Here is a 25,413-nt window from a genome sequence, read left to right as displayed (position 1 = left end):
CCTCAGCGACCAGCGACGTCGAGCGCTTCGGGCAGCGTGAACGCGCCCGCGTAGAGGGCCTTGCCGACGATGGCGCCCTCCAGGCCGAGGGGCACCAGCTCGCGCAGGGCGGCGATGTCGTCGAGCGTAGCGACGCCGCCCGAGGCGATCACCGGGCGGTGCGTGCGCTCCATGACCGCGCGCAGCAACTCGATGTTGGGGCCGCGGAGGGTGCCGTCTTTCGTGACGTCCGTGACGACGTAGCGCGCGCATCCGGCGTCTTCGAGGCGCTCGAGCACGTGCCACAGGTCGCCGCCGTCTTGCGTCCAGCCGCGGGCGGCCAGGGTTGTGCCGCGCACGTCGAGTCCGACGGCGATCGCCTCGCCGTACTCGGCGATGACGTGAGCGGCCCACTCCGGGTTCTCGAGCGCGGCGGTGCCGAGGTTGATGCGCTTCGCGCCGGTCGCGAGCGCCGCCTCGAGGCTCGCGTCGTCTCGAATGCCCCCCGAGAGCTCGATGTTGACCCACCGCGGGATCGACTTCACGACCTTCTTGATGATCGCGCGGTTGCTTCCCCGACCGAACGCCGCGTCGAGATCAACGAGGTGGATCCACTCGGCCCCCTGATCGGCCCACTCGTGCGCGGCATCGATCGGGTCGCCGAAACTCTCTTCAGTGCCGGCCTCGCCCTGGGTGAGACGCACCGCCTTGCCGTCGGCGACGTCCACCGCAGGAAGGAGGGTGAGGTGGGGAACGCGGGAGAACTCGCTCATCACAGGCTTTCTCTGGTGGGTATCCGGGTTTTCGAGGCCGCGCGGCCGACTCACGAGCCTACCCCCGGCCGCCCGAGAGCAAGAATCGCTACAGGGACGCGACCCAGTTGCGCAGGAGCGCGAGACCTGCTGCCCCCGACTTCTCGGGGTGAAACTGCGTTGCAGTCAATGGGCCGTTTTCGACGGCCGCGACAAAGCGCTGGCCGTGCTCGGCCCACGTCACACGCGGCGCCCGGATCTTCGGGTTCGTCACCTCGAGGCTCCACTCGGACGCGGCGTACGAGTGCACAAAGTAGAAGCGCTCGTCATGCAGACCGGCGAACAGGGTCGAGTCGGCGGGGGCATCGATCGGGCTCCACCCCATGTGCGGCAGCACCGGCGCATCAAGTTCGCGCACCGTCCCCGGCCATTCGCCGAGACCCTCCGAGGTCGTGCCCCGTTCGACACCCCGGTCGAACATGATCTGCATGCCGACGCAAATGCCGAGAACCGGCCGGCCGCCCGCGAGGCGCCGGTCAATCAATTCGTCACCACGCACAGCACGCAGTGACGTCATCACGGCGTGAAATGCCCCCACTCCGGGGACGAGCAGGCCATCGGCTTCCATCACCGACGCACGGTCCCGCGTCAACCGCACAGATGCGCCGGCCTCTTCGACCGCCTTCGCCGCCGAGTGCACGTTGCCCGAGCCGTAGTCGAGCAGCGCGACCGTCGGCCGGCCGGCCGCGGAGCTCAGAGCGCGCCCTTCGTCGACGGGACGCCGACGACGCGCGTGTCAGGCTCGACCGCACGGCGGAATGCGCGTGCGAACGCCTTGAACTGCGCCTCGGCGATGTGGTGGGGGTCGCGGCCCGCGAGCACGGTGAGGTGCACAGACAGCCCGCCGTGGAAGGTGATCGCCTCGAAGACGTGACGCACCATGGAGCCCGTGAAGTGACCGCCGATGAGGTGGTGCTCAAAACCCTCGGGCTCGCCGGAGTGCACCAGGTAGGGGCGGCCGGACACGTCGACGACTGCGCGGGCGAGCGCCTCGTCGAGCGGAACGTGCGCGTCGCCGAAACGGGCGATGCCCGTCTTGTCGCCGAGGGCCTGCGCGATGGCCTGCCCCAACACGATGCCGGTGTCTTCGACCGTGTGGTGCACGTCGATGTCGGTGTCGCCGTGAGCCGACACCTCGAGGTCAACGAGCGAGTGCTTCGCGAACGCCGTCAGCATGTGGGTGAAGAACGGCACGGAGGTATCGATCGACGACCGCCCCGTTCCGTCGAGGTTCAACGACAGGCGGATGCTCGACTCACTGGTCTCGCGGTGAACGTCGGCAGTGCGGGGGCTGGTCACCGTGGCATCTTAGCGAGCACGTCGAGGAACTCGCTGGTCTCGGCCTCGGTGCCCGCCGTCACGCGCAGGTGCTGCGCGAGCCCCACATCGCGAATGATGATGTCGTTCGCGAGCAGATACTCGAACGTGGCGCGAGGGTCGTGGACGCCGCCGAAGAGCACGAAGTTGGCCCAGCTCTCGTGCGGGGAGTAGCCGAGCGTCGGCAGCTCGACGAGGAGACGATCGCGCTGCGCGCGGATCGCCTCGACGGTGGCCAACATCGCCGGGGCCTGCTGCAGGGCGGCCACCGCGGCCGCCTGCGTGATGGCCGACAGGTGGTAGGGCAATCGCACGAGCCGGAGCGCGTCAATCAGCGCCGGATCGGCGGCGAGGTACCCGAGCCGCGCGCCGGCGAAGGCGAAGGCCTTGCTCATGGTGCGCGACACGGCCAGCCGCGGGCGGCCGGGCAACAGCGACAGAGCGGACGCGTGCCCGGCCGGCATGAACTCGGCGTATGCCTCGTCGACCAACACAATGCCGTCGGTCGCGTCGTACGCGGCCGCGATGGTCTCGAGCCCGAGCGGGGTTCCCGTGGGATTGTTGGGCGCGCACAGCACGACGATGTCGGGCTGCTCGCGTTCAATCGCCGCGACCGCCGTCTCGGGGGTGATGCGGAACTCAGCATCGCGGTGAGCCGTCACCCACTCGGTGCCCGTGCCCGCGGCGATGATCGAGTGCATTGAGTAGGTGGGGGGAAAGCCCAGCATGCGCCGCCCCGGCCCGCCGAACGCTTGCAGTACGTGCTGAATGACCTCGTTGGACCCGTTGGCGGCCCAGACCTGCTCGGGCGTCACGGGGTGGGACGGCTCCGAGTCAGACAGGTAGGCAGCGAGGTGCTCACGCAACTCGGTGAACTCTCGGTCGGGGTACCGGTTCACACTGCGAACCGCGCGCTCGACCGCCGCGGTCACGTGGTTCACGACCTCGTCGGGGACGGGGTGCGTGTTCTCGTTAACGTTGAGCTGGATGCGAACGGGCTTTTGCGGAGCGCCGTAGGGGGTACTACCGCGTAGGTCGTCGCGAAGTGGGAGGTCGTCGAGGCCGGTCACCCGCCCATCGTATGACCCGCTAGTCGAGGTAGCGCTCGGGAAGCATTAGCGTCTGGCCGGGCAAAACGGCTGCGGAGCTCAGCTCGTTCAGCGTGATGATGTCGGCGACGACATCAGCGGGGTTTGCCTCGGGGGCCACTGAGGCGGCGAGCTGCCACAGGGTCTGCCCCGCCTGCACGGTGATGACGGGCGCATCGACGGCGCCCGAGGTTGCCGTTGCCTCGCCGCCCGACAGCGCGAGCGCAAGCAGCACCGCCACGATCGGTGCGCTCACGAAAGCCGTCACGACCGCGCGGCCGCGGCGCGTGATGCGCAGCCGCGTACCCACAACCCGCGTCGCCGGCACAGACGGCGTGCGCACCGGGGCGGAAAACGCGTGTGCGGTGATGGCGGTCATGGTGGGCTCCTTCTGAGAAGTTCGGGCCTCCGGCGGCGGGGGATCCGCCGGAGGTGCATCACCCCTCGGCCGGGAGGAGCAATGCGAACCCGTGTTCCGAACATACATTCGATCGAACATGAGTTCAAGTGTTTCGGTCGAAATTGTGACCGTTACCCCCGACACGCTCGAACAGGTGTTTGATTGGCCGCGGAATCGTGGATACAGTTTCGATCGATGAGGACAGTGCACCAGGCACCTCCGACATTCACTCCGAGCGAAGGAAGCGCACCATGGCCGACACCACTCCGGCATCGCGTCGCCGTACGACGCTGAGCGACAAGCAGCAGGCGATCCTCCGCGCTATTCAGGCATCGATCGCCAAGAGCGGCTATCCGCCGAGCATGCGCGAGATCGGCCAGGCCGTCGGCCTCTCATCGCTGTCGAGCGTCGCGCACCAGCTCGGCCAGCTCGAACTCAGCGGGTACCTCCGGCGAGACCCGAACCGACCGCGGGCCATGGAGGTGCTGATCGATCTCGACCCTGTCGAGGGGCACACCCCCGACCCTGACGCTCCGCAGGTGGCTGACGCGGCGATGGTCCCACTCGTCGGCCGCATCGCCGCCGGTATTCCGATCACCGCCGACCAGATGGTCGAAGAAGTCGTGCCCCTCCCCCGCACGCTCGTCGGCAACGGGGAACTCTTCATGCTGACGGTTGTCGGCGACTCGATGATTGACGCCGCCATCTGCGACGGCGACTTCGTCGTGGTGCGCCGTCAACAGACGGCGGAAAACGGCGAGATCGTGGCCGCGATGCTCGACGGCGAGGCCACGGTGAAGGTCTTCCGCCAGCGAGACGGGCACACCTGGCTATTGCCGCGCAACAGCGCGTTTGAGCCGATCGTCGGCGACCACGCCGAAATTCTCGGCAAGGTCGTCGCCGTTCTACGCTCGGTCTAGCTCTCGGTTTTCGCCTCGGCCGTCGTCGCGGTCGAGAACTCATCGAGCAGCGACGCGTGCTGCGGCGAGACGAACGCGTGCAGGCGTGTGCCTACCTCTTCGTAGTCGGTCGACACGATGCGGCCGCGCTCGTGGATGAGCGCGACGAGGTCTCCCCGGTCATAGGGCAGCACGACGTCGACCTCGACATCCGGGTCGGGCAGCACCTCAGCGATGCGCGCGCGCAACTCGTCGATACCCTCGCCGGTTTTCGCGGACACGAAGACAGCGCCCGGTTCGAGTCCTCGAAGAAGCAGGCGCGCATCCTCATCGATGAGATCTGCCTTGTTGAAGGCGACGATTTCGGGAATGTGGCGGGCGTCAACGTCTCCGATGACGTTGCGAACCGTTGCAAGCTGTGCCGCAGGGTCAGGATGCGCACCGTCGACAACGTGGACGATCACGTCCGACTCGGCGACCTCTTCGAGCGTCGAGCGGAAGGCCTCAACCAGCTGGTGCGGGAGGTTGCGCACGAAGCCCACAGTGTCGACCAGGGTGAATGGCCGACCGTCGGGGGTTGACGACTTGCGCACCGTCGCATCGAGCGTGGCGAACAGCGCGTTCTCGACCAGCACTCCGGCGCGGGTGATGCGGTTCAGCAGGCTCGACTTGCCGGCGTTGGTGTACCCCGCAATGGCGACGCTCGGCACGGCATAGCGGTCGCGGTTCGCCCGCTTTGCCGCGCGGGCCGGCGCGAAACCCTTGATCTGACGACGCAGCTTCGCCATGCGGGTGTTGATGCGGCGGCGGTCGAGCTCGATCTTCGTCTCACCGGGGCCACGGGAGCCCATACCGGCGCCGCCCGCGCCCACCTGGCCACCGGCCTGGCGCGACATCGAGTCACCCCAACCACGCAGTCGCGGAAGGAGGTACTCGAGCTGGGCGAGCTCGACCTGGGCCTTGCCCTCGCGGCTCTTCGCGTGCTGGCTGAAGATGTCAAGAATCACGGCGGTGCGGTCGATGACCTTCACCTTGACCACGTCTTCGAGTGCGCGGCGCTGGCTAGGGGCAAGTTCGGTGTCGGCGACAACGGTGTCGGCCCCGAGCTCCGCGACGATGAGCGCAAGCTCGGCGGCCTTGCCCTTGCCGAGGTACGTGCTCGGATCGGGGTGCGGGCGGCGCTGCAGAAGCCCGTCGAGCACCACGGCGCCCGCCGTCTCGGCCAACGCGGCGAGCTCACGGAGCGAGTTCTCGGCGTCGGCGAGCGAGCCCTGCGAGTAGATGCCAATCAGAACGACATTCTCGAGCCGAAGCTGGCGATACTCGACCTCGGTGACATCGTCGAGCTCAGTCGAGAGGCCGCGAACACGCCGCAGCGCCGCGCGGTCTTCACGATCGAACTGGTCACCATCGCGGTCATCGACATAGTCGTGCTGGCGCTGCAGAGCCGTCGCTCGACCCTCGAGGATGTCGACCCGGCGGGCCGAAGACTCAGCGTTTTGCAGGACGCGCGCGACGGCGGCGCTGCCCGCGTCGACGGGCGCGTCGTTACCGTCGGGCTCTGCTGTGTTGCCCGGGCCTGCACCGTCAGAAATCATTCGCTTCAGCATAGTCCTCGCATTCGGTAGATTCGCCTGATGGCTCAGGAGCACTACTTCAGCGCTCAGCCAGCCGGAGACTTCACCCCTCGCACCCTCACCGTTCCCCTCGACGGGCGTGCCGTCGAGGTCGTCACCGCTGGCGGCGTCTTCAGCCCGTCAGCACTCGACACCGGAACGAGCGTGCTGTTCGGCGCCGTTCCCGCGCCGCCGCCGGGAGGCGACCTTCTCGATCTCGGCTGCGGGTGGGGGCCAATCGCGCTCACGATGGCGCTCAAGTCACCCCACGCTCGTGTCTGGGCTGTCGATGTCAACGAGCGCGCCCGCGAACTCACGAGGATGAACGCCGAGCGACTCGGCCTCGACAACGTCACGGCCGTCGCGCCCGACGAGGTACCGGCCGAGCTGCGCTTTACGGGCATTTGGTCGAACCCACCAATACGCATCGGCAAGGGCGAACTGCATGGCCTGCTCGACGCGTGGTTGCCGCGACTCGATCAGGGAAGCGACGCCTGGTTGGTGGTCGCCCGCAACCTCGGCTCCGACTCGCTGCAGCGGTGGATGGAAGCACGGTACGCGGGCGAGCTGCAGATCACGCGCGCGGCCACGAACAAGGGGTACCGAGTGCTCCGCGTGCGCAATCGCTCAGGACTCACGGGGCCGATTCGCGTCTCGCGCGGCTGACACCTCGCATCCTGACCGCGTCGATCAGACGGTCAATTCCCCGTCAAAAACAAGGGCAGCGGGCCCACTGAGCGCGACATGCTCGCCGTCTTCCGCCGCGAACATGCGCACGCCGAGCACACCGCCCGGCACCTCGACGCGCCACTCGTTCGGAGCCGACGAGCCCGCCCAGTGCCGCACGGCGAGTGCGGCGGCCGCGGCCCCGGTTCCACACGAGAGCGTCTCGCCGCTGCCGCGCTCGTGCACGCGCATGCGGATACGACCGATGCCGTCCCGTACGAGGGGGTCGGCCGGAACGACGAATTCGACGTTGGCTCCGCCGGCCAGGGCCGGCTCCAGCTGGGGTGCGCGGGACAGGTCGATGCCATCGAGCTCGGTGTCGCCCGCGACCGCCACAACGACGTGGGGGTTGCCGAGGTCGATCCCGAGACCGGGGCGCGCGACCGGAAGCTCACGGGCGCGCACGAGGGGCTCGTCGCCCGTCAGCCGCCAGCGACCCAGGTCGACGGCGTAGCCATCGGCGAGACGGTGAACATCACGCACGCCCGCGCGGGTGCCGATCGGCACCGAGTGGCCCGGGGCTAGCTCAAGCAAGCCGCGTTCGATGAGGTAGTGCACGAATACGCGGATGCCGTTGCCACACATCTCCGCAACGCTGCCGTCGGCGTTCGCATAGTCCATGAACCACTCGGCCTCGGGCTCCTCGGCCAGAATCGCTGCGCCCTCGGGGATGCTCGCGGATCGCACCGCGCGGATCACCCCGTCGCCGCCGACCCCGAACCGCCGATCAGCCACGGCGGCAAGCCGCGAGGCCTCGAGCGTCTGCTCGCCATCCGGATCGGCGTACAGGACGAAGTCGTTGCCGGTTCCGTGGCCCTTGGTGAACAGCAGCGTGTCGGTCACTCGGCCATGCTAGCGACGCACCGCTCCGCGACCGCCTGGATCGCCGCATTCCGCGCCGTCCCATCGAGGGCGTCGACCCACTCGTTCGCGGCGTCACGCCGGAACCAGCTCACCTGCCGCCGGGCGTAGCGGCGCGTGAGTGAGGCGGTCGCCGCGATGGCCTCGCCCTCGGTCGCCCGACCCGCCAACTGGTCGATCGCCTGGGCGTAGCCGATTGCTCGGGACGCGGTGGGGCCGCGCTCGAGACCTCTCGGGAGAAGCTCTCGTACCTCGTCAAGAAGCCCGGCCGCCCACATGCCCTCCACCCGCCGGTCGAGTCGCTCAACGAGGGTTGTGCGCTCCACCGACAGGCCGAGCTGGGTGTACGGACGCCACGGTGTGGCTCGCGCCGCAAGACCCGGCGCGATCGGTTCACCCGTGATCTCGGCAACCTCGAGGGCGCGCACGACGCGGCGGGGGTTCTGCAGGTCGAGCTGGGCTGCGGCCTCCGGATCACGACGCTGAAGCTCGGCCGCGAGCGCACCGAGCCCCTCGGAGACGAGCCTCTCTTCGTAGCGCGCTCGCACTTCGGGGTCGGTGCCGGGAAAGCGGAAGTCGGTGAGCAGGGCCGCGACGTAGAGCCCGGAGCCTCCGACCACGATCGGGATGGCTCCCCGCGCCGCAATCTGCTCAACCGACGCGCGCGCATCTCGCTGATAGGCGGCGACGGATGCCTCGTCGGTGACGTCGAGGACGTCGATGAGGTGGTGCGGAACTCCTCGTCGCTCGGCGACGGTGGCCTTTGCCGTGCCGATATCCATTCCGCGGTACAGCTGCATGGCGTCGGCGTTGACGATCTCAGCGGCAGCGCCGAACCGCCCCAAGCGATCGGCGAGGTCGAGCGACGCTGCCGTCTTGCCGGTGCCCGTCGCGCCGACGATCGCGACGATCACGCGAGACTGCCGCGCTCGCCGTCTGCGGGGTCGTAGATCGGAGTCGTCGGCCCCGCGGGAGCACCGACCCGGATGGCGGGAAGCCCCAACGACACGCGCGGCGCGGTGTCGCTGCTGCCTGCCGGCGCCGGCACACTGCAGCTCTCGGCCTGCGCGCGATCCCACGCGTCGCCGGCACGGGTACGGCGAATGCGCAGCGGCCCCTCGTGGTCGGCAAGCAGGTGGAACGGCGCGGCGTGCGTGATCGTCGTGGTCACGACGTCGCCCGGGCGCGGACGCTCGGCGCCCTCCGGTACGCGGACGTGCACGAGGCGGCTGTCTTCGGCTCGCCCCGATATGCGCTCGGTCTCGGCGTCTTTCTTGCCCTCGCCGGTCGAGATGAGCACCTCGACCTCGCGACCCACTTGGCGCTGGTTCTCTTCCCAGCTGATGTGCTCTTGCAGGGCGATGAGCCGCTCGTAGCGTTCTTGCACGACCTCTTTCGGCACCTGGTCGGGCATTGTGGCGGCCGGCGTGCCCGGCCGGATCGAGTACTGGAAGGTGAATGCGCTGGCGAAGCGCGCCTGTTCGACGACGCGGAGCGTCTCGGCAAAGTCGTCGTCGGTCTCACCCGGGAAGCCCACGATGATGTCGGTCGAAATGGCCGCATTCGGGATGCGTGCCCTCACCCGGTCGAGGATGCCAAGGAACTTCTCGCTGCGATAGGAGCGGCGCATCGCCTTCAGGATGCGGTCGGAGCCGGACTGCAGGGGCATGTGCAGCTGCGGCATCACGGCGGGCGTTTCGGCCATCGCGTCGATCACGTCGTCGGTGAATGCGGCCGGGTGGGGACTCGTGAAGCGGATGCGCTCGAGACCGTCGATGCGCCCGGCTGCGCGCAGCAGCTTGCCGAACGCCTGCCGGTCGCCGAACTCGACGCCGTAGGTGTTCACGTTCTGCCCGAGGAGCGTGACCTCAATCGCGCCGTCGTCAACGAGCGCCTGAACTTCGGCGAGGATGTCGCCGGGGCGCCGGTCTTTTTCTTTGCCGCGCAGGCTCGGGACGATGCAGAACGTGCAGGTGTTGTTGCAGCCCACCGAGATGCTGACCCAGCCCGAGTAGGTGGAGTCACGCTTGGTCGGCAGCGTCGAGGGGAACACTTCGAGTGACTCGAGAATCTCGAGCTGCGCCTCGCCGTTGTGGCGTGCCCGTTCGAGCAGGGCGGGAAGTGAGCCCATGTTGTGCGTGCCGAAGACGGCGTCGACGTAGGGCGCCTTGCTCAGAATGGTCGAGGTGTCTTTCTGGGCGAGGCACCCGCCGACGGCAATCTGCATGCCGGGGCGCTCGCGCTTGATGCTGGCGAGGTGGCCCAGGTTTCCGTAGAGCTTGTTGTCGGCGTTCTCGCGAACGGCGCAGGTGTTGATCACGACCACGTCGGCCACCTCGCCCGTCGGCGCCGCGATGTAGCCCGCCGCCTCAAGCGACCCCGCCAAGCGTTCAGAGTCGTGCACATTCATCTGACAGCCATACGTGCGCACCTCGTAGGTGCGCGGGGTGGCCTGCGCGTCGGTGACGGAGGATGGCGGGGCGAAGGTGCTGCTCATGGTGCGAGCAAGTCTACGCGCGGGCGCTCACTCGAATTCGGGGGTACGGCGGCCAGCCGGAGCGCCGTCGAGCGCACGCCGCACGGCCTGATGCGCCATGGGCCCGCCGTGCCCTTTGCGTTGCAAGTACGACACAAGCCGACGTTCGGCCGTCGCGCGGTCGAGACTGCCGAGGCGCCGCAGCCGATCGGCCACCAACTGGTCGATCAACGCGCCCGCATCGGACTCGGCACCGTGCTCAGCGATCGCCTGCTCGACGGCGTCGGGGTCAAGCTTGCGCTGGCGTAGCTCACCCATGAGAGCGCTGCGGCCGAGACCTTTGCGGGCAACCAGGCGGTCGACCAAGACCCGCGCCAGCTCGGCGTCGTCGATCAGGCCCACGCGCTGCAGGCGGTCGGCTTCGAACTCGGCCGCCTCGGGGCTGATGTCATTCTCGCGCAGTCGGTCGACGAGTTCTCGTCGAGACAAGCCCTTGCGGCTGAGCGCCCGCATGCTGATTGTTTCGGCCCTGGCGAGTTCGTCGTCGTCGAGGTGGGCGCGCGCGTCGTCGACCGACGAGCGCTCGGCGCGAGCGCCGGCCAGCGAGATCACCGGGGCGACCCACTGGCCGGCGTCGGCCGCGTCGCTCACGCGCCAGCAGCCTTCTTCTGGGCGAGCTTCTGCTGAATGGATGCGGGTGCCGGCTCGGCGGCGTCGCCCACGGCTACGGGCCCGTTCGCGCCAATGCCGAGCTTGGCGAGAATCTTGCTTTCGATCTCGGCCGCGATGGTCGGGTTCTGCAGCAGGAAGTTGCGCGAGTTCTCTTTGCCCTGGCCCAGCTGATCGCCCTCGTAGGTGTACCAGGCGCCCGACTTCTTGACGATGCCGTGCTCAACACCGAAGTCGAGCAGGCTGCCCTCGCGGGAGATGCCGACGCCGTAGAGGATGTCGAACTCGGCCTGCTTGAAGGGCGGGGCCATCTTGTTCTTGACGACCTTGACACGCGTGCGGTTACCGACCGCCTCGGTGCCGTCTTTCAGTGTCTCGATGCGACGAATGTCGAGGCGCACGGAGGCATAGAACTTGAGCGCCTTACCACCCGCCGTGGTCTCGGGGCTGCCGAAGAAGACACCGATCTTTTCGCGCAGCTGGTTGATGAAAATCATCGAGGTGCCGGTGGTGTTGAGACCGCCCGTGAGCTTGCGCAGCGCCTGCGACATCAGGCGAGCCTGCAGACCGACGTGGCTGTCGCCCATCTCGCCCTCGATCTCGGCGCGGGGCACGAGCGCCGCGACCGAGTCGATGACGACGAGGTCAATCGAGCCCGATCGCACCAGCATGTCGGCGATTTCGAGGGCCTGCTCACCGGTGTCTGGCTGCGAAACGAGAAGCTGATCGATGTCGACGCCGAGCTTCTGGGCGTAGTCGGGGTCAAGTGCGTGCTCAGCATCGATGAAGGCCGCGATGCCGCCCGCGCGCTGAACATTGGCGATGGCGTGCAGCGTCAGCGTGGTCTTACCCGACGACTCGGGACCGTAGATTTCGATGATGCGGCCCTTCGGGAGGCCGCCAATACCGAGCGCGACATCAAGGGCAATGGAACCGGTCGGGATGACGGCGACCGGCGCGCGCTCGTCGCTGCCGAGGCGCATGACGCTGCCCTTGCCGAACTGTCGGTCGATCTGTGCGAGTGCCGTTTCGAGGGCCTTTTCGCGGTCTGCGGGAGAGGGCATGTCGGTTCCTGCTTTCTGTGTCGTGCGCGGTTCGCCTATCGGCTGTCGCCGTGCCAGCCGCCCGGAGTTTCGGGGCGACGGGGATACGACAAGGCGGTGACGACGTCTGCCGCCTCGCGGGGAACAGTAAGCGCGAGCACCGACACCAGACGGAACACGCGACCGCCTGTGCACCGAGGGGTGTTCGACTGCCGTTGGGAGGGAGTCTACGCCCGATACGAACACATGTTCGAGTGGCACGTTACGGCGTGTCGCGCTTCGGCCGTCGCTGCGCCCGCACCCGTCGCTGGCAGCACCGCGCGCTGAAGGGGGGTTCGATCAGAGATCGCGCGGCAGAACGGGGCGGCCCGCGCCGTACCAGCGATCACGGGGAACATCGGTGGCGGCACACAGCGCGAACCACACGTCCCGGGGAGCAAGCCCCGCATCCAGTGCCTGTTCGGCCGTGCGGTTGCCGACGTCACCGAGCACGAGATCGCGCACAAGCGAGCGTCCGTAGGCCTCACCGAACTCGTCGGCGACGGCGCGACGGAACTCTGACAGCTTCAGAGGTCGACCTAGCGCGCTAGCGAACGGCGAGGTCGGCGTCGAACTCAGCGACCAGGTCGTCGGGCAGGGTGTCGGGAACCGTCGTCAGGCCCTCGATGACGGCCAGGCGGTCACCGACCTCGCGCATGATGGTCGAGATGGGAGTGTCGAGAGCTTCGGCGACCGACGCGAGGATCTCGCTTGACGCCTCTTTTTGACCCCGCTCAACCTCGCTGAGGTAACCCAGAGCAACGCTCGCCCGACTCGCCACCTGGCGAAGGGTGCGGCCCTTCTGCAAGCGCACGTCACGGAGGACTTCGCCGATCTCTTGACGGACCAGAACCATGGCGGCCTCCTCTGCGTATCTCTTGAGCGGTGTGCGCGTCACCGGGGCGGTAACACTACCTGATCGATGTGACTTCACTGTATCCCCGGATGGCTGGGGATCGAGTGTCAGGATGCTCGGTGTAACACGACCGTCACCTTGGCTATTCCCGCGCGTAGAGCCGGTCGAGGGCGAGTGCGAGGGCCGCGTCGACAGCCGCGGAGCGGATGGCGGCGCGACCACCTGCGAGACGCAGCTCACGCACGGACGTGCCGCGCGCATCCGCCACCGCGACGTACACGAGGCCGACGGGTGAACCCCCTTGCGGCTCGGGCCCGGCGACACCCGTCGTCGCGACCCCGATGTCGGCCGGTCGGTCGGCGATCGCGAGGCGCGCCCGCACCCCGACCGCCATCGCGAGCGCGACATCCGGATGCACGGGCCCGTGTTGGCCAAGGAGCTCATCGGGCACGTCAAGCAGGCTCGCCTTGAGCGGCGTCGCGTACGCGACGATGCCGCCGGAAACGACCGCGGAGGCGCCCGGAACGTCAACGAGTCGCGCCACGAGCATCCCGCCCGTCAGTGATTCGGCGATCGCGATGCGTTCGCCGCGGTCGGTCAGCGTCGCGACGAGTGCGTGAGCCAGCGCGCTCACGACGCGTCAGATGAGGAGTCTGTCGCGGCTGCGGCGGGCCGAGTGGTCTCGTCGTCGTCGCGTGACCGCCACGCCTTGTAGAGGTAGTCAAGACCGGTGACCACGGTGAGGACCACGGCGATCGTCATGAGGACGGTGTTGACCCAATTGATCCAGTCGCCAACGAGGGCCCACAGCGGCAAGAGTGCAAACGAGATGGCGACCGACTGCATGACCGTTTTCAGCTTGCCGCCACGAGAGGCCGGGATCACCCGGTTGCGCAGCATGAAGAAACGGAACACGGTGATGCCCCACTCGCGCACCAGGATCACCACGACGACCCACGCGGGAAGCTCGGCGAGAAGCGCCAGCATCACGAGCGCCGCGCCGGTCAACAACTTGTCGGCAATCGGGTCGAGGAGGATGCCGAGGTCGGTGACGAGGTTGCGTCGGCGCGCGAGATAGCCGTCGACGCCGTCGGTGGCAATCGCCACGATGAAAAGCAGCGCAGCAGCGACGCGCAGCCAGCCGTCGTCTCCCGCATCGAGCACGAGCAGCACGACGAAAACGGGGACGAGCAGGATGCGCACAATCGTGATGATGTTCGCGACGTTGCCGCTTGAGGCGGGGGTCTCACCGTCGGCGATCACGCGGCCGCGCATCGGGAAGGATGGGCCGTTCTTCTCGCTCGTCGCCACGGCGCCTCCCCCGGTATGGAACCGGAACGCCTAGTCGCGACCGGTCAAGGACCACGCATCCTCGTCAGAGGATGCCTCCTCCTCAGGATAGCCGCGGGTCATCGCGTCGACCGGGTCGGCGCCGCCCAGCGAGGAGGATGCGGGCGATGACGCGGGCGCGGCCGTCGCCGACGCCGAGCTCGAGCCGCCGTCGCTCGCCGGTACATCGCCGCGCAGACGGGCCAGCACATCGGCCAATTGATCAGGGCTGACGAGCACGTCGCGGGCCTTTGAGCCCTCAGACGGGCCGACGATCTCGCGCGATTCCAAAAGGTCCATGAGGCGGCCCGCTTTGGCGAATCCGACGCGCAGCTTGCGCTGCAGCATCGAAGTCGACCCGAACTGGGTAGTGACGACAAGCTCGGCCGCCGCGAGCAGTACCTCGAGGTCGTCACCGATGTCGGCGTCGATCTCGCGCTTCTGCGCTTCTGCCGCCACGTCATTGCGATACTCGGGCCGCGCCTGGTCTTTCACGTGCTTGACGACCGCGGCGATCTCGCCCTCGGTGACCCAGGCGCCCTGAACGCGCATGGACTTGTTCGCCCCCATGGGCAGGAACAGTCCGTCGCCCTGGCCGATGAGCTTCTCGGCACCCGGCTGATCGAGGATCACGCGGCTGTCGGTCATGCTCGACACCGCAAAGGCGAGACGGCTCGGCACGTTCGCCTTGATCAAGCCCGTCACGACGTCAACACTCGGCCGCTGCGTGGCGAGCACGAGGTGAATACCCGAGGCGCGCGCGAGCTGGGTGATGCGCACGATCGAGTCTTCGACGTCGCGCGGGGCGACCATCATGAGGTCGGCGAGCTCGTCGACGACGACGAGCAGGTAGGGGTACGGCTGCAGCTTGCGCTGGCTGCCCTCGGGCAGCTCGATTTCGTTCGCGAGCACGGCGCGGTTGAAGTCGTCGATGTGACGGAAGCCGAACGACGCGAGGTCGTCGTAGCGCATGTCCATCTCTTTCACGACCCACTGCAGCGCCTCGGCCGCCTTCTTCGGGTTCGTGATGATGGGGGTGATGAGGTGCGGCACGCCCTGGTAGGCGGCGAGCTCGACGCGCTTCGGGTCGATCAGCACCATGCGCACCTCGGCGGGCTTCGCGCGCATCAAGAGGCTCGTGATCATCGAGTTGATGAAGCTCGACTTACCCGAGCCGGTCGACCCCGCAACCAACAGGTGCGGCATCTTCGCGAGGTTGGCGATGACATAGCCGCCCTCGACATCTTTGCCGACCCCGATCGACATGGGGTGCAGGCTCTTCGCCGAGGCGCTCGACCGCAGCACATCGCCGAGGCTCACGATCTCGCGGTCGACGTTCGGAATCTCGACGCCAATCGCGCTCTTGCCGGGAATCGGCGAGAGGATGCTGACCTCATTGCTCGCGACCGCGTACGAGATGTTCTTCGTCAGCGCGGTGAAACGCTCGACCTTCACACCGGGGCCCAGCTCGATCTCGTAGCGGGTGACACTCGGGCCGCGGCTGAAGCCCGTGACCTTCGCATCGACCTGGAACTGCTCGAGCACGTCGGTGATCGACGCCACGACCGCATCGTTCGCCGCGCTGCGGGCCTTCGGCGGCGTGCCCGGCTCGAGCACACTCGGCGACGGGAGGCGGTACGGGCGCGTGGGCGCACCCGGCGAGACGGGCGTCGGATGCGCGACGACAGCATCCGCCTCGTCGCCGTCATCGAGACGGTCGCCATCGCCCGCGGGGCCCGCGGCGCCGGAGGCGCCGGCGGGGGCCTGCTCCCCCGTAAAGCGCTGCACGGCCGCTTCAGCGGCAGCCGCGACCGCCGTCAAGTCGTCGGAGACGCGGGCGAGGGCGTCGGGGTCGATCACGTCGGTGGGCTGATCGCGCTCGACGGCGGAGTCGAACGGCAACTCTTCGTGGCGCGGGGCCTTGCCCTTGCGCCACCAGGGCATGGAGCTCTCGTCCTCCATGTCGAGGCCGAGGTCGGTGAGCGAGCCGAAGTCGGCCGACTCGTCGTCGGTGTCAGACTTCTCGGCCTTCGCCGGACGCTCCGGCAGCTCGGCGCCGAAGAGGTACGCGTACAGCTCACGCAGCCGCTGACCGATGCGGTTCGGCGGCGTCTTGGTCATGATCAGCACCGACAGAGCGGCGATCACGACGAGCAGGGGCACGGCAACCCACACGGTTGCCAGCAGCAACAGGCCACCGAGCACCCAGCCGACAACTCCGCCCGCCTGGGCGATCTCGAGCGGCGGCAGGGCCGGGTTTGGCGCACCCAGGGCGATGTGGCAGAGGCCGCTGACGCTCGCGATGAGCAGGCCCAGCCCAATTCCGATGCGGGTGTTGTCGTGCACGCTCGCGGGGTGGCGGAACAGCCAGGCGGCGAACATCAGCATGATGACCGGCAGGGCGAAGGCGACGCGGCCGACGAGCCCCCCGAAGGTGAACGCGTCGAGGGCCTGGGCGACCGGGTCGCCCAGCAGGAACCACTCGATCAGGGCGCCCGCGATGGCCAGCAGGACGAGCAGGAAAGGTACGCCGTCGCGGCGGTCCTCTTTGGCGAGGGTCTCGCGGCCGAAAAGTCGGAAGCCGGCGCCGGTCGCGTGGGCGAGGCCCATCCAGGCGCGCGACAGCAGGCCGGGCTCACCCGACTCGAACGCGGGAGTGGGCTTCGGCTGCTTCGATGCGGGCAGCTTCTTGGTCGGCGCGGTCTCAGAACGCTTCGACGATGCACGCGGCGCGCGCGTCGTCGACGAACTCGCACGCGAGCGCGCAGGGGTCGATCGAGAGCCGGAGGCCATGCCGCACACGGTACCCGCGCGGTGGGCCGCGGGCCGGGACTGACACGCTTACGCGATAACGACCACCGGCACGATCATCGGCCGGCGGCGGTGCCGGGTGTTGACCCAGCGGCCCACCGTGCGGCGCACCACCTGGCTGAAGGCGTGGCTGTCGCGCGTGCCGTTCTCGGCGGCCTCGGTGAGCGCCTTGAGCACCTGCGGGATCACGTCGTCGAACACACTGTCGTCTGGCGCGAAGCCACGGGCGTGAATCTCGGGGCCCACCACGGCGCGACCGGTCTGAGCGTCGACGGCGACGAAGATCGAGATGAAGCCCTCCTCCGCGAGGATGCGGCGGTCTTTCAAGTCGGCGTCGGTGATCGCGCCGACCGTCGAGCCGTCGACGTACACCTCACCCAGGTCGAGCTGACCGACGACCCGGATCGCGCCGTCTTTCAGGTCGATGATGGTGCCGTTCTCGGCGAGCACCGTGTTCTCGATCGGCACGCCCGTGTCGACCGCGAGGCGCTGGTTCGCCACGAGGTGGCGGGCCTCGCCGTGCACGGGCATGACGTTCTTCGGCCGCACGATGTTGTAGCAGTAGAGCAGTTCACCGGCGGCGGCGTGGCCACTCACGTGCACGCGCGCGTTGCCCTTGTGGACGACGTTCGCCCCGAGCGCAGTCAGCCCGTTGATGACCCGGTAGACCGCGTTCTCGTTGCCGGGAATCAGGCTCGACGCGAGGATGACCGTGTCGCCCTCCCCTACCTCGACCTGGTGCTCGAGGTTCGCCATGCGGGCGAGCACGGCCATCGGCTCGCCCTGGCTGCCGGTCGACATGTAGACGATCCGGTCGTCGGGCAGCTCGCTCGCCTTGCGGTGATCGATGAGGATGCCGTCGGGCACCTTCAGGTAGCCGAGCTCGGCGGCGATGCCCATGTTGCGCACCATCGAACGGCCGAGCAGCGCGACCCGCCGACCGTTCGCGTGGGCCGCGTCGAGTACCTGCTGCACACGGTGCACGTGGCTGGAGAAGCTGGCAACGATGACGCGGCGCGGTGCCTTCGCGATGACGCTCTCGAGCACACCGCCAATCTCGCGCTCGACAGGAGTGAAGCCCGGCACGTCGGAGTTCGTCGAGTCGGTCATGAAGAGGTCAACGCCCTCTTCACCGAGGCGGGCGAAGGCGCGCAGGTCGGTGATGCGGCCATCGAGCGGCAGCTGGTCCATCTTGAAGTCGCCGGTGTGGAGCACATTTCCCGCGGGCGTCCGAATAAAAACGGCCAGAGCATCCGGAATCGAGTGGTTCACCGCGACGAATTCGAGGTCGAAGGGGGCCATGCGCTCGCGCTGGCCCTCCTTCACCGCCAGCGTGTACGGGCTGATGCGGTGCTCCTTGAGCTTCGCCTCGATGAGGGCGAGCGTCAGCTGCGAGCCGATCAAGGGAATGTCGGCGCGCAGGCGCAGCAGATACGGAACCGCGCCGATGTGGTCTTCGTGACCGTGCGTGAGAACGACGCCGATGACGTCGTCGAGGCGGTCACGGATCGGCGAGAAGTCGGGCAGGATCAGGTCAACGCCCGGCTGGTGCTCTTCGGGAAAGAGCACGCCGCAGTCGACGATCAGCAGCTTGCCGTCGTACTCGAAGACGGCCATGTTGCGACCAATCTCGCCGAGACCGCCGAGAGGGGTAACGCGAAGGGTGCCGGATTCGAGCGCGGGGGCGTCTTCGATGGCGTGGGGCATAAAACGGGACCGTCTTTCGTGAATCAATCTGGCCCGAAACCCGGGCCGCGTGGCGGGGCCTCGCGCCCCCGGGTGCAGTCTTAGCGGGTGGTGCCGGCCACCTTCGGCAGTGCTCCCCCGGCGGCGGCGTTGCGGTCGGGGCGGAAGCGGGCAAGATCGACGCCCTCAACATCCTTCACGAGCGCCATCTCGTCTTCAATGATGGCGGCCTCGTGGTCTTCGGGGCCGACGAGCGGCAGGCGCACGCGCGGCGAGGAAATGCGACCGAGGCCGTGGAGCACATACTTCGCGGCGACCGTGCCGGGAACGTGCGTCATGATCGCCCGCACCAGCGGCTCAAGCTTCTTGTGCTGTTCGGTCGCGGTCGCCAGATCGTTGGCGTTCACCGCGTCGACGATGGCGCGGTACGGGGCGGGGGCGATGTTGGCCGTCACCCCGATGAGGCCGGTTCCGCCGATTGCGAGCGTCGGCAGGGCGTTCGCGTCATCGCCGGCGAAGTAGAGAAGGTCGGTCTGGTTCATGACGCGGCTGACCTCACTGAGGTCACCCTTTGCGTCTTTCACGGCCAGGATGTTCGGGTGCTTCGCGGCGCGGAGGATCGTCTCGTACTTGATCTCAATGCCCGCGCGGCCGGGAATGTCGTAGAGGATCACCGGCAGATCGGTCGCGTCGGCGACCATGCGGAAGTGGGTCAGAACGCCCGCCTGCGTCGGCTTGTTGTAGTACGGAGTGACGACCATCACGCCGTCAGCGCCGGCCTTCTCGCTCGCCTTGTACAGCTCGATCGCGTGCGCCGTCTCGTTCGAGCCGCCGCCCGTAATGATGGATGCGCGCCCCGCCGCAACCTCTTTGCCCACGCGAACGAGGCGCAGCTTCTCGGCGTCGGTGAGGGTCGATGTCTCACCGGTCGTACCGGTCACGACGATGCCGTCGGCACCGTGTGTGCAGAGGTAGTCGATGTGCTGCTCGACGCCGGGCCAGTCGACCTCACCATCGGCGGTCATGGGGGTGACGAGGGCCACAAGGACCTGGCCGAAGGGGTTTGACGCGCTCACACCCCCAGGCTACCCCGGCCCGCGGGCGGCGCGCCCTGCGGGTTGCGACGATCCGCCGCGCGGGCGGCAGCGGCACACCCACCGCGCGCCTGACCTGCGCACCGCGCGAAGAATGTCCGCTGGACCGGCACTGTGGGCCGCTTCGCCACAATGAAGCTGCGTGCTCGGCGTGCCGTCATCGTGCTGTCGGTCGTGCGGATAGGTGGTCACCGCGCTCGACCACGGCGCTAATCTCCGCGACGACCTCAGCGGGATCAGCGAATACACGTCGGTAGTCGAACCGCAGCACGATGAAGCCAAGACTCACGAGGTGGGAGTCGCGAGCGAGGTCAGCTCGACGCCGCTCCGGAGCGGCATGATGCTCCTCGCTGTCGCACTCGATGAGCAGCCGATCGCCCACCAGCAGGTCGGCTCGCGCGAAATCGGCGATGGGGAGTCGCGGTTGCGGCACTGTGCGAATACCCGCAGCCCCCAGCAAGACTCGGAGCGCACTCTCGGTGCCTGACTCGGAGCGGATGTCGGTGAGCGATGCGGCACGTCTCGCCGGCGGGCTCCATGTCGCGGCCACCGCGGCGAGACCACGGGGCGTGAGCGGCGTGCGACGCAGTGCAGAGTCGAGCACGGCGACGGCCCACTCACGCGGCAACGATGCCGCGGCAACCGCAAGCACCGGCTCGAGCGGCGCGACACCGAACTGCGGAATCGTCTTCTCGCGTGTCCACCACACGCGCGTTGAGGACGGACGGTCAGTGACGCTCATGGACACACGGACTTCGACGTGCAGCATCTGCCCGTGTGTCGGTGGTGGCACCCAGAGGCCATGATGGACCAGGGCGGAGACCCCCGTGAGCCGACCGCCCACGCTGGCCGCGAGCAGCACATCACGCGGCAGCTCGGGGAGGGCATACACGCCGCGACGGGCTCGGATCAGAATCCCTCGCTCCGACGCGCGCGCGAGGGCTCGCTGCTCAGCCGGCGTGCCGCACAATTCGCGAACAGAGGCGACACCACCGAGTGCCTGCAGTCGATTGACGAGTCGACCGACGACGAGGCTCATGCCTGGACTGTCGCGGGTCGCCCCCGAGTCGCGCACCGGGGGCGATGCGCTCGGGGAGGGGCGGACTGGTGCCCTCGCTGAGGAGGAGACGTGTCTGCACCACCGACAGCAGGTCGCGACGCGCCACAGCGAGGGCGTGCCGCGCCCGTCGGGGAGCCGGATTGTCGGTGCTGTGGACACCGCGATGGAGCCCCGCGAGCGAAATGCTCCGCCAGACCGGGGCTGGGCGGCTCTGGGGCCGGAACCGCTACGGGGCGACGCGGCCGTTTGCGTTGAACGTCTCGTAGGTGAGCGGCATGAGCGTCGCGAAGTGCTGCTCCATCTGCTCGGCGACCATCTCGATCTCGCGCTGCGGGAAGGACGGGAAGTGCGTGCTCTCACGCTTTGTGCGAAGCGAGAGGAAGTTCATGAGCGAGCGGGCGTTCATCGTCACGTACATGGTCGAGTAGATCGTGACGGGGAGGACCGCCCGGGCGACCTCGCGTGCGATGCCGGCGTCGAGCATCCGCTGATACGAGGTGTATGCCGCCTCGCAGACGCCGCGGATCTCGGCGTCGGCGACGGCGTGCTGCTCGTCGCTGCCCGGCAAGAACTCGTACGCGCCGGGCTTTCCGACCTGCACGAGGTTGCGCTCGGGGCCCGGTACGTAGAACACGGGGCGCAGCTCGCGGTAGCGGCCCGACTCTTCGTTGTATGACGCGATGCGGTGGCGCATGAACTCGCGGAAGACGAAGATCGGCGCCTGCACGTAGAAGGTCAGCGAGTTGTGCTCGAACGGCGAGCCGTGACGGTCTCGCATGAGGTAGTTGATGAGGCCGCGATCGCGATCGGTGGCCGCGTCACCCGCGGCGGCGGCGTCGAGCGTCTTCTCGCCCTGCGTCGACACACGCGCCGCGAACAGCACGTCAGAGTCGGAGGCGTTCGCCCTCACCAACTCGACCGTGACATCGGACCGGAATACGACCTCGTCTGCAGCCTCGCTCACGCCCGCAACCCTAGCCGCTCACGGTGCCGGCTCCGGGTGCGCCCCGCGGTCACGCAGCGTCACACGAGGGGAATATTCCAGCCCCCCGTCGTAGTTTTCTCTCACCATGGACCCGCTCCTTATCGCCGGCGTACTCATCGCGCTCGTCGCCGTCTCAACGCTCATTGGCGTCGTCGTGCGCGCCCGCACGGGCCGTGTGCGGGCCGACGGCCAACACGTCGACACCGCCCTGCTCGATGCCGAGGCCGAACTGACCCTGCTGCAGTTGTCGAGCCCGGTGTGCTCGGCCTGCGTCGCGATGCGCCGCGTCGGCGGGCAGATCGCGACCGCTGACGAGACGGTCGGCCACCGCGAGATCGACGTCACCGAGCATCCTGACCTCGTCCGCGAACTGGGCGTGCTGTCGACGCCGACGACGCTCGTCGTCGATCGCGTCGGGCGGGTGCGCTCGCGCATCATCGGCGCGGCTGCCGCCGCGACCGTTCGCGAGACGCTTGAGGATGCTCGCCGCACCCCCGCAGGGGTCGCCGCGTGAGCGCCACATCGCCCGCCGCTCGCCCGGGCATTGACCCGCGCGGCCCACGCTTTGGCGCCTCGATCACGAGCGTGCTCCTGCTCGTGGTGATTGCACTCGGCCTCGCGACCCCGCTCGGGGGGACGCTCGTCGAGCGCCTCACCGAACCCGCCGCCGTGCTGCAGACGCTGCTCGTCGCGCTCTTCGCGTGGGGCGCGTTCGCCGGCATCGCGCGCCACCCCTACGGCGCGGTGTTTCGCACCCTCATCGCGCCCCGGCTGGGTGCGCCGACCGAGCGCGAAGACCCGGCAGCGCCGACCTTCGCCCAGGGTGTCGGTCTGCTCGTTACCGGCGTGGGCCTCGCCCTGCACCTCGCTGGCGTTCCGTACGCGCTCGTCGCCTCGGCGGCAGCGGCGTTCGTGGCGGCCTTCTTGAACGCTGCGTTCGCGTACTGCCTCGGCTGCCAGCTGTACGTGCTGCTCGTGCGTGCCGGGCTGCTCGGACGCAAGACTGCCTGAGAGTCGTCTCTACCCGTCGCTCGCCTGCGGGTTCTAGGCTTGAGCCCCCGTAGCTCAGCGACAAAGGAGACCGACCATGGCAGTGACGAGTGAAGCGACGACCCTCTGGTTCGGATCCCTGACGGATGGGCGGGGTACGACCTCGCTCGACACCTCAGACGCCGCAGAGTTTCCGGTGACGTGGGCCGCCCGCAGCGAGGGCGTTGCCGGCACCACGACCCCCGAAGAGCTGCTGGGCGCCGCCCACTCGGCGTGCTACTCGATGGCGCTCTCGCACGCGCTGACGGGTGCGGGCCACGCGCCCGACAGCCTGCAGGTGACGGCGGCGGTGACCTTCCAGCCCGGTGAGGGCATCACGGGAAGCCACCTGCTCGTGAACGCGAAGGTTCCCGGCATTTCGGCCGAGACCTTTGCCGAGTTTGCCGAAGACGCGAAGAAGAACTGCCCCGTGTCGGCGGCGCTCGCTGGCGTCTCGATCACGCTCGAAGCGACCCTCGCGTAGTGGCGGCATCCACGCCCCTGCGCGTGCTGATCGCCGGCGCGTCCGGCATGATCGGCACTGAGCTGCAGCGGCAGCTGCGGGCCGACGGGCACGTCGTCACGACCCTCGTGCGGCGCCAGCCGAAGAACGAGCACGAGTTTGCCTGGTCGCCCGAGTCGCGGGTGCTCGACTTCCGCGTGCTCGACTCGGTCGACGCTGTCGTGAATCTCTCGGGCGCATCGATTTCGCGCATCCCGTGGACGAACGGCTGGAAAAAGCAGATTCTCGAGTCGCGGGTGCACGCGACGCGTGCGCTCGCCGAAGCCATGGGAATGGCCAGCACTCCCCCGCGCGTCTTCGTCAGCGGCTCGGCAGTCGGCATCTACGGCGACCGCCCCGCCGTGCGTCTTGACGAGTCGGCGAGCCGGGGCGAGGGGTTTCTTGCCGACGTGGTCGAAGCGTGGGAGCAGGCTGCCCTGCTCGCCCCCGAGGCGACGCGGGTCGTGCTCGCGCGCACGGGCCTCGTGATCGGGCCGGGTGGCGCGATGACGCCGCTGCGCCTGCTGACGGGGCTCGGGGCAGCGGCGCGCATCGGCACCGGAGGGCAGCACTGGCCCTGGATCAGCCTGTACGACGAGGCGGCCGCGATTCGCCACCTGCTGACGTCGACGCTCGCGGGCCCCGTGAATCTTGCCGGCCCGACGCCCGCGACGAGCGACCGCGTGACCCGCGCGCTCGCGAGCGCGATGCATCGCTGGCACCTGTTCACCCTCCCCGAGAAGCTCATCGAGATCGGGATGGGGGACGCGGGGCGAGAGTTGCTGCTCTCGAGCCAGAAGATGGTGCCGCAGGCTCTGCTCGACGACGGATTCGTCTTCCGGCACACCACCGTCGAGCAAGCGATCGACGCCCTGGTCACCCCGAACCGCGACGCGTAACAGCGCCGGATACGCGGCGCGCGCTAGGCGCGCGCGTCGCGTTCGCGGCGAATCGCCTCGCGCGTCGCCCAGCGGGCTCGACGACGATCGCGCGCACCGTCGTAGGCGAGCGCGAGCCGGAACCAGTTCTGCCACGGCTCGGGGTCGGCCTCGACCTCGGCCTTGTAGCGCGCGAACAGCGCGTCGGCGCGCTCGCGGTCGAGCCGACCACTTGCCGAGGCCGGCAGTTCGTCGTCGGGCAGGCCCCCCTCGGCCTCGAGCTGCGTGGCGAGCCGCTCAGCCTGCACGCCGAAACGCAGTTCGGCGGCGAGCGCCCACGCACCCAGCAGGGGCAGGAGGATGAGCGCCCAGCCCATCGCCTGAACGACGGGAAGCGGGTCGGTCACGAGGCGCACGGCGTAGAGCCCCACGACCACGAGGTAGAGGGCCAGCAGCGCCGCCATGACGACGACACCGATGCGGGTGCGGCTCATTCGGCGCCCGGCCCAAGGCCGATGAGGGAATCGAGGCCGACCGTGAGGCCTGTGTGCTCGGCAGCCGCGCGCAGCGCGAGCAGAATGCCCTGCTCGTAACTGGAGGGCGAGAGCGTCTGGTGACGGATGGTGAGCACCTCACCGTCGCCGCCGAGCATGACCTCCTGCTGCGCGACGACACCCTGCAGGCGCAGCGAGTGCACGGGCACGCCGGCAACCTGCTGGCCACGCGCGCGCTGATCGACGTGGGGGGCGACGACAGGGCCGATGTCGGCGCGGGCGCGGCCGATGAGTTCGGCGGTGCGCACGGCGGTACCCGACGGTGAGTCGACCTTCGCGGCGTGGTGCGCCTCGATGATCTCGATCGACTCGTAGAAGCGCGCAGCCGTCTGCGCGAAGTGGGTCGCGAGCACGGAACCCACCGAGAAGTTCGGCACCACGATGACGCCCCGATCGGGGTGGCCGGCGAGCAGGGTGCGCAGTAAGCGCAGGCGCTCCTCGCTCCAGCCGCTCGTCCCGACCACCACGTCGAGGCCGGCGCGCACCGCGTGGTCGACAACCGTCGACGACACACCGGGCGTCGTGACATCGAGCACGACGTCGGCGCCGAGCATCTCGTCGAGGTCGCTGCGGGAGTTCAGCCGCGCGGCGAGACGGAGGTCGGACTGCTCTTCGATGACACGGCAGGCGACGGAGCCGAGGCGTCCGCTCGCGCCGACGACGGCGACACGGGTGACCATGACAGCGAGCCTAGTGCGCCGCCG

At 68.6% G+C, this 25,413-nt stretch carries 28 protein-coding genes; 6 read left to right on the top strand and 22 right to left on the bottom strand.

Annotated elements, in window-relative coordinates; all coding sequences use genetic code 11:
- Nucleotides 1–2: 2 nt before the first annotated feature.
- The 5 genes from priA to EV141_RS06800 form a co-directional block, all read right to left on the bottom strand.
- Entirely contained in the window at nt 3–752 is a 750-nt protein-coding gene (priA, locus tag EV141_RS06820; protein WP_130485204.1) for a bifunctional 1-(5-phosphoribosyl)-5-((5-phosphoribosylamino)methylideneamino)imidazole-4-carboxamide isomerase/phosphoribosylanthranilate isomerase PriA, read from the bottom strand.
- Nucleotides 753–840: 88 nt separating this feature from the next.
- Complete coding sequence (gene hisH, locus EV141_RS06815) at nt 841–1,488, bottom strand: imidazole glycerol phosphate synthase subunit HisH (protein ID WP_130485203.1); 648 nt, start codon at nt 1,486–1,488, stop codon at nt 841–843.
- Nucleotides 1,485–2,090 carry an imidazoleglycerol-phosphate dehydratase HisB gene (gene hisB, locus EV141_RS06810; RefSeq protein ID WP_130485202.1) on the bottom strand — a complete coding sequence of 202 codons (606 nt, stop codon included), beginning with the start codon at nt 2,088–2,090 and terminating at the stop codon, nt 1,485–1,487. Before hisB ends, hisH begins: the two co-directional genes overlap by 4 nt.
- Nucleotides 2,087–3,178 carry a histidinol-phosphate transaminase gene (locus EV141_RS06805; protein WP_130485201.1) on the bottom strand — a complete coding sequence of 364 codons (1,092 nt, stop codon included), beginning with the start codon at nt 3,176–3,178 and terminating at the stop codon, nt 2,087–2,089. Before EV141_RS06805 ends, hisB begins: the two co-directional genes overlap by 4 nt.
- Nucleotides 3,179–3,197: 19 nt before the next feature.
- Nucleotides 3,198–3,575, bottom strand: a complete 378-nt coding sequence (locus EV141_RS06800) for a LysM peptidoglycan-binding domain-containing protein (protein WP_130485200.1) — start codon at nt 3,573–3,575, stop codon at nt 3,198–3,200.
- 272 nt (nt 3,576–3,847) lie between these two features.
- On the opposite strand from EV141_RS06800, the gene lexA reads away from it, so the two are divergent.
- The gene (lexA, locus tag EV141_RS06795; RefSeq protein ID WP_130485199.1) at nt 3,848–4,516 is read left to right on the top strand and encodes a transcriptional repressor LexA; all 669 of its coding nucleotides are present in this window, start codon (nt 3,848–3,850) and stop codon (nt 4,514–4,516) included.
- On the opposite strand, the gene hflX is transcribed toward lexA, so the two are convergent.
- Nucleotides 4,513–6,093, bottom strand: coding sequence for a GTPase HflX (gene hflX, locus EV141_RS06790; protein WP_130485198.1), 1,581 nt, complete (start codon nt 6,091–6,093; stop codon nt 4,513–4,515). The genes lexA and hflX overlap by 4 nt on opposite strands.
- Before the next feature lie 39 nt (nt 6,094–6,132).
- Between hflX and EV141_RS06785 the strand changes: the two genes are divergently transcribed.
- Entirely contained in the window at nt 6,133–6,777 is a 645-nt protein-coding gene (locus EV141_RS06785) for a class I SAM-dependent methyltransferase (RefSeq protein WP_130485197.1), read from the top strand.
- A 24-nt stretch (nt 6,778–6,801) separates the two neighbouring features.
- Here EV141_RS06785 and dapF read toward each other — a convergent pair whose 3' ends face one another.
- The 14 genes from dapF to thyX form a co-directional block, all read right to left on the bottom strand.
- Nucleotides 6,802–7,680: a diaminopimelate epimerase gene (gene dapF, locus EV141_RS06780; RefSeq protein ID WP_130485196.1), complete on the bottom strand. Its 879-nt coding sequence runs from the start codon at nt 7,678–7,680 to the stop codon at nt 6,802–6,804.
- Nucleotides 7,677–8,612 (bottom strand): tRNA (adenosine(37)-N6)-dimethylallyltransferase MiaA, encoded by a 936-nt coding sequence (gene miaA, locus EV141_RS06775; RefSeq protein ID WP_130485195.1) that lies wholly within the window; start codon nt 8,610–8,612, stop codon nt 7,677–7,679. The genes dapF and miaA overlap by 4 nt, the downstream gene beginning before the upstream one ends.
- On the bottom strand, nt 8,609–10,195 hold the full coding sequence (gene miaB / locus EV141_RS06770; protein WP_130485194.1) for a tRNA (N6-isopentenyl adenosine(37)-C2)-methylthiotransferase MiaB: 1,587 nt from the start codon (nt 10,193–10,195) through the stop codon (nt 8,609–8,611). The genes miaA and miaB overlap by 4 nt, the downstream gene beginning before the upstream one ends.
- A 27-nt stretch (nt 10,196–10,222) precedes the next feature.
- Nucleotides 10,223–10,825, bottom strand: coding sequence for a regulatory protein RecX (locus EV141_RS06765; protein WP_130485193.1), 603 nt, complete (start codon nt 10,823–10,825; stop codon nt 10,223–10,225).
- A complete protein-coding gene (recA, locus tag EV141_RS06760; protein ID WP_130485192.1) occupies nt 10,822–11,907 on the bottom strand; it encodes a recombinase RecA in 1,086 nt (361 codons plus the stop codon). Before recA ends, EV141_RS06765 begins: the two co-directional genes overlap by 4 nt.
- A 318-nt stretch (nt 11,908–12,225) precedes the next feature.
- Nucleotides 12,226–12,450 (bottom strand): DUF3046 domain-containing protein, encoded by a 225-nt coding sequence (locus EV141_RS06755; RefSeq protein ID WP_375880253.1) that lies wholly within the window; start codon nt 12,448–12,450, stop codon nt 12,226–12,228.
- A 22-nt stretch (nt 12,451–12,472) separates the two neighbouring features.
- A complete protein-coding gene (locus tag EV141_RS06750; RefSeq protein ID WP_096421123.1) occupies nt 12,473–12,781 on the bottom strand; it encodes a helix-turn-helix domain-containing protein in 309 nt (102 codons plus the stop codon).
- 142 nt (nt 12,782–12,923) lie between these two features.
- Complete coding sequence (locus EV141_RS06745; RefSeq protein WP_130485190.1) at nt 12,924–13,415, bottom strand: CinA family protein; 492 nt, start codon at nt 13,413–13,415, stop codon at nt 12,924–12,926.
- Nucleotides 13,412–14,056 carry a CDP-diacylglycerol--glycerol-3-phosphate 3-phosphatidyltransferase gene (pgsA, locus tag EV141_RS06740; RefSeq protein WP_130485358.1) on the bottom strand — a complete coding sequence of 215 codons (645 nt, stop codon included), beginning with the start codon at nt 14,054–14,056 and terminating at the stop codon, nt 13,412–13,414. The genes EV141_RS06745 and pgsA overlap by 4 nt, the downstream gene beginning before the upstream one ends.
- A gap of 66 nt (nt 14,057–14,122) precedes the next feature.
- Entirely contained in the window at nt 14,123–16,903 is a 2,781-nt protein-coding gene (locus tag EV141_RS06735; protein WP_130485189.1) for an FtsK/SpoIIIE family DNA translocase, read from the bottom strand.
- Nucleotides 16,904–16,951: 48 nt separating this feature from the next.
- Entirely contained in the window at nt 16,952–18,628 is a 1,677-nt protein-coding gene (locus tag EV141_RS06730; protein WP_130485188.1) for a ribonuclease J, read from the bottom strand.
- 80 nt (nt 18,629–18,708) lie between these two features.
- Nucleotides 18,709–19,683 (bottom strand): 4-hydroxy-tetrahydrodipicolinate synthase, encoded by a 975-nt coding sequence (gene dapA, locus EV141_RS06725; RefSeq protein WP_130485187.1) that lies wholly within the window; start codon nt 19,681–19,683, stop codon nt 18,709–18,711.
- Nucleotides 19,684–19,858: 175 nt separating this feature from the next.
- On the bottom strand, nt 19,859–20,740 hold the full coding sequence (locus tag EV141_RS06720; protein ID WP_130485186.1) for a DUF559 domain-containing protein: 882 nt from the start codon (nt 20,738–20,740) through the stop codon (nt 19,859–19,861).
- A 247-nt stretch (nt 20,741–20,987) separates the two neighbouring features.
- Nucleotides 20,988–21,725 carry an FAD-dependent thymidylate synthase gene (gene thyX / locus EV141_RS06715; RefSeq protein WP_130485185.1) on the bottom strand — a complete coding sequence of 246 codons (738 nt, stop codon included), beginning with the start codon at nt 21,723–21,725 and terminating at the stop codon, nt 20,988–20,990.
- Between the two features lie 106 nt (nt 21,726–21,831).
- Here thyX and EV141_RS06710 point away from each other — a divergent pair, with 106 nt between their 5' ends.
- The 4 genes from EV141_RS06710 (at nt 21,832) to EV141_RS06695 (ending at nt 24,176) form a co-directional block, all read left to right on the top strand.
- Nucleotides 21,832–22,260 (top strand): thioredoxin family protein, encoded by a 429-nt coding sequence (locus EV141_RS06710; protein WP_130485184.1) that lies wholly within the window; start codon nt 21,832–21,834, stop codon nt 22,258–22,260.
- Complete coding sequence (locus tag EV141_RS06705; RefSeq protein ID WP_130485183.1) at nt 22,257–22,757, top strand: DUF4395 domain-containing protein; 501 nt, start codon at nt 22,257–22,259, stop codon at nt 22,755–22,757. The genes EV141_RS06710 and EV141_RS06705 overlap by 4 nt, the downstream gene beginning before the upstream one ends.
- Before the next feature lie 76 nt (nt 22,758–22,833).
- Nucleotides 22,834–23,259, top strand: a complete 426-nt coding sequence (locus EV141_RS06700) for an OsmC family peroxiredoxin (protein ID WP_130485182.1) — start codon at nt 22,834–22,836, stop codon at nt 23,257–23,259.
- A complete protein-coding gene (locus EV141_RS06695) occupies nt 23,259–24,176 on the top strand; it encodes a TIGR01777 family oxidoreductase (protein WP_260437776.1) in 918 nt (305 codons plus the stop codon). The genes EV141_RS06700 and EV141_RS06695 overlap by 1 nt, the downstream gene beginning before the upstream one ends.
- A gap of 23 nt (nt 24,177–24,199) precedes the next feature.
- Here the strand turns inward: EV141_RS06695 and EV141_RS06690 are convergent, their stop codons facing one another.
- Together EV141_RS06690 and dapB are read right to left on the bottom strand one after the other, a co-directional pair.
- Nucleotides 24,200–24,649, bottom strand: coding sequence for a hypothetical protein (locus EV141_RS06690; RefSeq protein ID WP_130485181.1), 450 nt, complete (start codon nt 24,647–24,649; stop codon nt 24,200–24,202).
- Complete coding sequence (gene dapB / locus EV141_RS06685) at nt 24,646–25,389, bottom strand: 4-hydroxy-tetrahydrodipicolinate reductase (protein ID WP_130485180.1); 744 nt, start codon at nt 25,387–25,389, stop codon at nt 24,646–24,648. Before dapB ends, EV141_RS06690 begins: the two co-directional genes overlap by 4 nt.
- Nucleotides 25,390–25,413 lie beyond the last annotated feature (24 nt).

It is taken from the genome of Microcella putealis (assembly GCF_004216575.1).
In the GTDB taxonomy this organism is placed as follows: Bacteria; Actinomycetota; Actinomycetes; order Actinomycetales; family Microbacteriaceae; genus Microcella; species Microcella putealis.
Note: the sequence above shows the minus strand (reverse complement) of the source record. Positions and strands in the feature narration are given on the sequence as shown.